Source organism: Nocardia noduli (genome assembly GCF_019038455.1).
GTDB lineage: Bacteria > Actinomycetota > Actinomycetes > Mycobacteriales > Mycobacteriaceae > Nocardia > Nocardia noduli.
Genome location: NZ_JAFMPL010000051.1, coordinates 43,467 through 50,330, shown reverse-complemented (window position 1 = coordinate 50,330; position 6,864 = coordinate 43,467). Strand labels below are relative to the sequence as shown.

The window sequence follows — 6,864 nt, the reverse complement described above, 5'->3', positions numbered from 1 at the left end:
GGGAATAGCCGAATATTCTGACTCGTTGTCGATGGCGAATACGTCGGCAGTGTGTGCCGGTCGGCGGCGTGCCGATACGGCGGTGTGCCGACCGTGGAAGGGTGACTCGTGCTGGTGATCAAGGCCGACCTCGTCGAGGCGATGGTGGCGCACGCCCGGGCCGACCATCCGGACGAGGCGTGCGGAATCATCGCGGGCCCGGACGGTTCGGATCGCCCGCGGCGTTTCGTCGCCATGATCAACGCCGAGCGTTCGCCGACCTTCTACCGGTTCGACTCCGGCGAGCAGTTGAAGGTCTGGCGCGCGATGGACGACGCCGACGAGACGCCGGTGGTGATCTACCACTCGCATACCGCCACCGAGGCGTATCCGAGCCGCACCGATATCTCCTATGCCTCCGAGCCCTACGCGCATTACGTGCTGATCTCCACCCGCGATCCGGAACAGCACGAGCTGCGCAGCTACCGGATCGTCGACGGGGAGGTCACCGAGGAACCGGTGCGGATCGTCGACGCCTACGACCCCGAATAGCAGTCGACCCCGAAAAGCAGTGCTCGACCGGTGCAGTTCGGCCGGTGTGTTCAACCCAGTGGCCAGTACGGTCGAAATCGAGGAGTACCCATGTCGGTAACCGTGTCCATCCCGACCATCATGCGCGGCCTCACCGGAGGCGAGAAGCGCGTGCAGGCCGACGGCTCGACACTGTCGGCGCTGATCGAGAACCTGGACGCCAACCATCCCGGACTGGCCGAGCGCCTGCTCAAGGACGGCAAGCTGAACCGTTTCGTCAACATCTACGTCGATGACGAGGATGTGCGTTTCACCGGCGGTCTCGCGGCCGAGGTGCCCGAGGGCGCTTCGGTGACCATCCTGCCCGCCGTCGCCGGAGGCTGATCACCGCCGTGGCGCGCTACGAATCGCTGATCGCGACCCTCGGCGACACCCCGCTGGTCGGGTTGCGCACGCTCTCGCCCCGATGGGACGGCGAGGATCACGTGCGGCTGTGGGCCAAACTCGAGGACCGCAATCCCACCGGCTCGATCAAGGACCGGCCCGCACTGCGGATGATCGAACAGGCCGAGACCGACGGCCTGCTCACGCCCGGCTGCACGATCCTGGAGCCGACCAGCGGAAACACCGGTATCTCGCTGGCGATGGCGGCCAAGCTCAAGGGTTACGCACTGGTTTGCGTCATGCCGGAGAACACCTCGGTCGAGCGCAGGCAGTTGCTCACCATGTTCGGCGCGCGGATCATCGATTCCCCGGCGGCGGGCGGATCGAACCAGGCTGTAGCGCTGGCCAAGGAGATCGCGGCCGAAAACCCGGACTGGGTGATGCTGTACCAATACGGCAATCCCGCCAACGCGCTCGCGCACTACGAGACGACGGGCCCGGAGATTCTCGCCGACCTACCCGAGATCACCCATTTCGTCGCGGGCCTCGGCACCACGGGAACGCTGATGGGAACCGGCCGATTCCTGCGCGAGAAGGTGCCGGAGATCGAGATCGTCGCCGCCGAACCCCGCTACGGGGAATTGGTCTACGGGCTGCGCAATATCGACGAGGGTTTCATCCCGGAGCTGTACGACGAGTCGGTGCTGACCACGCGGTTCTCCGTCGGCCCCTTCGACGCTGTCAAACGGACCCGCGAATTGGTGCTGGAAGAGGGGATATTCGCCGGAATCTCCACCGGTGCGATCCTGCACGCCGCGCTCGGCGTGGCCCGTAAGGCGGTCAAGGCGGGTACGCGGGCCGATATCGCCTTCGTGGTCGCGGACGGCGGCTGGAAATATCTGTCGACCGGCGCCTACGACGGCACCTTGGAAGAGGCCGAGGAACGTCTCGACGGTCAGCTCTGGGCCTGACCGTTCGTTCCGACACGCCCGCGCGGTCGCCGCGCGGGCGTGTTGTCGCACTACCCGGCGGGATTCGTCCCGGTCGGTACCCTCGAAGGACAGCGCAGATCCGCGCTCACGAGGAGGTATGCCATGACCGGGGGTGCGGGGCAGGGGTCGTCCTTCGACTCCGATCGGATCGCGGCACTGCGTGCCCGGTTCTCGACACCGGGCGGTACACCGCCGGTACCGGCGACGAGCCCGGCGCGGCCGCGTGGTTTCGCCGCCACGGGACAGCCGTGGTTCCGTGCCGCGGCGTTGATCTGCGGATTCGTCGTTCTGCTCTATGTCATCGAGGGCGTCGACCAGATCGGCGGCGGTGATCTGGACGCGGCCGGTATCGAGCCGCGCGAGGTCGACGGGCTGTCCGGGATCGTCTGGGCCCCGGTGCTGCACGGCGGCTGGGATCACCTGATGAGCAACACCCTGCCGCTGCTGATCATGGGTTTCCTCGTCCTGCTCTCCGGTGTCCTGCGCGGGCTCGCCGCCACCGGGATCATCTGGCTCGTCGCGGGCGTCGGCACCTGGCTGACCGGCGCGGACAACAGCGTGCACATCGGTGCGTCGTCGCTGGTCTTCGGCTGGTTGACCTATCTGATCTGTCGCGGGTGGTTCGCGGGCAACGTCCGCCACATCATGATCGGCATCGGGGTTCTCTTCGTCTACGGATCGCTATTGTGGGGCGTGCTGCCCGGGCCACCTGGAATATCTTGGCAGGGGCATCTTTTCGGGGCGATGGGTGGAGTGTTTGCGGGCTGGGTACTCTCTGGTGATGCACGCCGAAAACGTCGCGGGGATCAGTCCGGAGTCATTGCGTCGCCACGGTGAGAGTGCGGCCCGCTCAGGAATTTGGGGGATCCTTTCGTGACCGAGAATTCGTCGTGGCAGCATGAGGGAATGCGCCTTACCGTCCTCGGGTGCTCGGGCAGCGTGTCCGGCCCGGACTCCCCAGCGTCGGGGTACCTGTTGAGCGGTCCGGGCATGTCACCGGTCGTCATCGATTTCGGCCCCGGTGTTCTCGGCGCGCTCCAGCGTCACGCCGACCCGGGCGAGATCGATATCTTCCTCACCCACCTGCACGCCGATCACTGTCTGGACCTACCCGGGCTGTTGGTGTGGCGGCGCTACCATCCGACTCCGCCGGTGGGGCGGGCCATCGTGCGCGGTCCTTCGGACGCGGCGGTGCGCATCGGCAACGCGTCGGCCGAGGTCGGCGGCGAATGCGACGACTGGTCGGATGTGATCGACCATCGGGTGTGGCGCGAGGGGGAGACGATCGAATTCGGGCCGGGCCACACGGTCACGGCCCGAAGGATGTACCACCCGCCGGAATCCTACGGATTACGTTTCGTCACCGCCACGGGGCGCGTATTCGTCTACACCGGCGATACCGCGATGTGCGATGCGGTACGTGAATTGGCGCAGGGAGCCGACATTCTGATGTCGGAGGCGTCCTGGACCCACGATCCGGCCAATCGCCCGCCCGGAATTCACCTTTCGGGTACCGAGGCGGGGCGGCTCGCGGCCGAGGCGGGCGTCAAGGAATTGCTGCTGACCCATATTCCGCCGTGGACTTCGCGCGAGGACGTGATCGCCGAGGCGAAGGCGGTGTTCTCCGGTCCCGTGCACGCGGTCGCACCGGGCGAAACGTTCGATATCTGACCGGCTGCGCTCCGGTGAAATATCCGGGGGTGGCGGCGTGCCGCAGGCGCGAAAGATATCAACCAGTACGCTTACCCCCGTGTCGAGACGAGCCGATGGCAGGGCGGACGATGAGCTCCGCGAGGTACGGATCACCCGTGGATTCACCAGGCATCCAGCCGGTTCGGTGCTGGTGGAATTCGGGCAGACGCGGGTGATGTGCACCGCGAGCGTCAACGACGGCGTGCCACCGTGGCGACGCGATTCCGGACTCGGCTGGCTCACCGCCGAATACGCGATGCTGCCCGCCGCCACCCACACCCGCTCCGGCCGGGAATCGGTGAAGGGCAAGGTCGGTGGTCGCACCCAGGAGATCAGCAGACTGATCGGGCGTTCGCTGCGGGCCTGCATCGATCTGGCGGCCATCGGTGAGAACACCATCGCCATCGACTGCGACGTACTCCAGGCCGACGGCGGTACCCGCACGGCGGCCATCACCGGCGCGTATGTCGCGCTGGTCGACGCGGTCACCTATCTCGCGGCCGCGGGCCGCCTCGCCGATCCGCAGCCGATCTCGTGCGCCATCGCCGCGGTCAGCGTCGGCGTCGTCGACGGCCGGGTGCGTTTGGACCTACCGTACGAAGAGGATTCGCGCGCCGAGGTCGATATGAATGTGGTCGCCACCGATACTGGCACCCTCGTCGAGGTGCAGGGCACCGGCGAAGGCGCCACCTTCCCGCGTTCCACGCTCGACAAACTGCTCGATTCGGCACTCGCGGGCTGCGATCGACTGTTCGCCGTGCAGAAGGAAGCTCTGGCCCTGCCGTACCCCGGCGTCCTCCCCGAACCCGCCGAGACCTCGAAGAAGAAGTGAATGACCCGCGTTCTGCTCGCCAGTCGTAATGCGAAGAAGCTGAAGGAATTGCGTCGCATCCTCGAGGTCGCCGGTGTCGCCGGGATCGACATCGTCGGACTCGACGATGTGCCGCCCTACGACGAGGCTCCCGAAACCGGGGCGACCTTCGAGGAGAACGCGGTGGCCAAGGCCCGCGACGGCGCCGCCGCCACCGGATTGGCCTGTGTGGCCGACGATTCCGGTATCGAGGTGGACGCGCTCAACGGGATGCCGGGCGTGCTGTCGGCACGCTGGTCGGGTGGCCACGGCGCGGACGGGGCCAACAATGCCCTGCTGCTGGCCCAACTCGGCGATGTCCCCGACGAGCGACGCGGTGCGCGGTTCGTCTCCACCTGCGCGCTGGTCGTGCCTGGTGGCAGGGAGACCGTGGTGCGCGGCGAATGGCCGGGGTCGATCAATCGCGCTCCGGTCGGCGACGGCGGATTCGGTTACGACCCGCTGTTCGTGCCCGACGGCGCAACGGTGACCGCCGCGCAGTTGACGCCCGCCGAGAAGGACGCGATCTCCCATCGCGGCCGTGCCCTGAAACTGTTGCTGCCCGCGCTCGCGGCCTTGGCCGAGGACGCTCAGAGGGCGTAGTCGCGCTTGACCTTCTTCGCGTTGAAATGTTCGACGTAGAACGAGAGCAGCGGGATGGTGCCCGCGATGAGGGTGCCGACGGTGCGGCCGATCGGCCAGCGGACCTTGACGGCGAGGTCGGCGGTGAGCAACAGGTAGACGAAGTACACCCAGCCGTGGACCACGGCGATCCAGCTGGGGGTGTGCACGTCGAAGCCGTATTTGGCGATCATCTCGCCGGTCAGCAGCAGCAGCCAGAGGCCGGTCACCCAGGCGAGCACGCGATAGCGCAGCAGCGCGCTCGCGATCTTGGCGGTTTTCGCGCCGGTGGCGGGGGACTCGACGGCCTTGTCGAGGGTCGGGTTCGAGGCGGTGGCCTCGCCGGCCTCGCCTGCCTCGGTGGCGTTCTCGCTGGCGCTCAACCGGCGCTCCTCTCGGTGTCGCGAGCGTCGAGGCCGGCCTTACGGACCTGGACGTCGATATCGTCGGCGTGTAATTCGGCCAGGTAGCGGTTGTATTCCGCCAGTACCGGGTCGTCGGAGCGGGCGGCGGTCGGCCGGTCGGGCAGGATGCCCGCGGGAATTTCGCGCGGGGCCGCTTGTCTCGTCCGTGTCCGGGTGGGCGCGGCGTCGGCCGGTTCGTCGGCCTCGCGTTCCAGTCGGACGAATCGGAAATAGGCGAAAACCGCGAATCCGGCGAAAAGCGGCCATTGCAGCGCGTACCCGAGATTCTGTCCGGTCCCGCTGGCCGATTCGAACCGTTCCCACTGCCACCAGCCCAGCGCGAGGCAGGCGAGCGCGGCCACGATCACCAGGGTGATGAGGGCCGGGCGATTGTGTGCCGAGCGGCGGGGAGGAGCGGACACGGCTACCACGGTACCCGTCTACTACGCGGGCCGTAGGACCAGGTGGTGCGGTCGACGGCCGTCCCGCGGGCGCGCGGGACGGCGTCAGGGGTCCGCCTCAGAACTTGTAGGTGACCCCGGTCATGCGTTCGGATTCCTCCCACAGCCGCGTCCACAGCTCCCGGTTCTTGGAGAGCTTGGTCGACGGCGATGCCTCCACCGGTCCCTGGCTCTGCATCAGCCGTGTCGGACCCCAATAGGTTTCGGGGTCCGCGTCGGGGACGGTCGCGGCGAACAGGGTCGAATGCGCCGCCTTCGCCGGAGCGTGGCCGATCAGCCGGATGAATGGTTTGCTGATCCGATCGACCACGGTTTCGGTGCGGGTGAACAGGTCGGTCGCCGAGACGCCGGGATGCACACCGTAGGAGCGTTTGGCGGAACCGGCTTCGCCCAGCCTGCGCTGTAGTTCCCTGGCGAACATGAGGTTCGACAATTTCGCCTGCGCGTAGGCGAGATTGCGGTTGTAGCGACGGTTCTCGTAATTCAGGTCGTCGATCCACAATTTCGGGGTCTGCTTGTGGGCGATACTCGCCAGCGTGACGACCCGATCGCCGATGCGGTCGAGCAGCAGCCCGGTCAGCGCGAAATGGCCCAGGTGGTTGACGCCGAATTGGGTTTCGAAACCGTCCTTCGTGCGGGTGAACGGGACGTTCATCAGGCCCGCGTTGTTGATCAACACATCGAAGTCGGCGGTGTTCTCGGCGAATTCACGCACCGAACCCAGATCGGCCAGGTCGAGTGCGGCCGTGCGCACATCGCCCGGTATCGCGTCGGCGACCCGCTGGGCCTTGGCCGCGTTGCGGCAGGCCATGATGACGGTCGCCCCCTTGGCCGCCAGCACCTTGGTGGTTTCGGTGCCGAGGCCGCCGTTCGCACCGGTGATCACGAAGGTGCGCCCGGTCTGATCCGGGATCTCAGTAGGTTTCCACGCCATGGCCGCAACCTTACTC

10 protein-coding genes are annotated in these 6,864 nt (G+C 67.0%); 7 read left to right on the top strand and 3 right to left on the bottom strand.

The annotated features are described in order from the left end of the window. Nucleotides 1-108 precede the first annotated feature (108 nt). From JZ792_RS24315 to rdgB, 7 genes are all read left to right on the top strand, one after another. Complete coding sequence (locus JZ792_RS24315) at nt 109-531, top strand: M67 family metallopeptidase (RefSeq protein ID WP_216913715.1); 423 nt, start codon at nt 109-111, stop codon at nt 529-531. 90 nt (nt 532-621) lie between these two features. Then, a complete protein-coding gene (locus JZ792_RS24310) occupies nt 622-894 on the top strand; it encodes a MoaD/ThiS family protein (protein WP_216913713.1) in 273 nt (90 codons plus the stop codon). 8 nt (nt 895-902) lie between these two features. Then, the gene (locus tag JZ792_RS24305; protein WP_216913711.1) at nt 903-1,865 is read left to right on the top strand and encodes a PLP-dependent cysteine synthase family protein; all 963 of its coding nucleotides are present in this window, start codon (nt 903-905) and stop codon (nt 1,863-1,865) included. Nucleotides 1,866-1,988: 123 nt separating this feature from the next. Then, the gene (locus JZ792_RS24300; protein WP_216913709.1) at nt 1,989-2,723 is read left to right on the top strand and encodes a rhomboid family intramembrane serine protease; all 735 of its coding nucleotides are present in this window, start codon (nt 1,989-1,991) and stop codon (nt 2,721-2,723) included. 69 nt (nt 2,724-2,792) lie between these two features. Then, nucleotides 2,793-3,557, top strand: coding sequence for a cyclic nucleotide-degrading phosphodiesterase (locus tag JZ792_RS24295; RefSeq protein ID WP_216913707.1), 765 nt, complete (start codon nt 2,793-2,795; stop codon nt 3,555-3,557). A gap of 79 nt (nt 3,558-3,636) precedes the next feature. Beyond that, a complete protein-coding gene (gene rph / locus JZ792_RS24290) occupies nt 3,637-4,410 on the top strand; it encodes a ribonuclease PH (RefSeq protein ID WP_216913705.1) in 774 nt (257 codons plus the stop codon). Beyond that, nucleotides 4,411-5,031 (top strand): RdgB/HAM1 family non-canonical purine NTP pyrophosphatase, encoded by a 621-nt coding sequence (gene rdgB, locus JZ792_RS24285; RefSeq protein ID WP_216913703.1) that lies wholly within the window; start codon nt 4,411-4,413, stop codon nt 5,029-5,031. On the opposite strand, the gene JZ792_RS24280 is transcribed toward rdgB, so the two are convergent. From JZ792_RS24280 to JZ792_RS24270, 3 genes are all read right to left on the bottom strand, one after another. Next, nucleotides 5,019-5,318, bottom strand: a complete 300-nt coding sequence (locus JZ792_RS24280; protein WP_308165430.1) for a DUF3817 domain-containing protein — start codon at nt 5,316-5,318, stop codon at nt 5,019-5,021. The genes rdgB and JZ792_RS24280 overlap by 13 nt on opposite strands. Before the next feature lie 110 nt (nt 5,319-5,428). Further along, nucleotides 5,429-5,875 (bottom strand): transcriptional regulator, encoded by a 447-nt coding sequence (locus JZ792_RS24275; RefSeq protein ID WP_308165429.1) that lies wholly within the window; start codon nt 5,873-5,875, stop codon nt 5,429-5,431. A gap of 97 nt (nt 5,876-5,972) precedes the next feature. After that, nucleotides 5,973-6,848 (bottom strand): oxidoreductase, encoded by an 876-nt coding sequence (locus tag JZ792_RS24270; RefSeq protein WP_216913697.1) that lies wholly within the window; start codon nt 6,846-6,848, stop codon nt 5,973-5,975. Nucleotides 6,849-6,864: the final 16 nt, after the last annotated feature.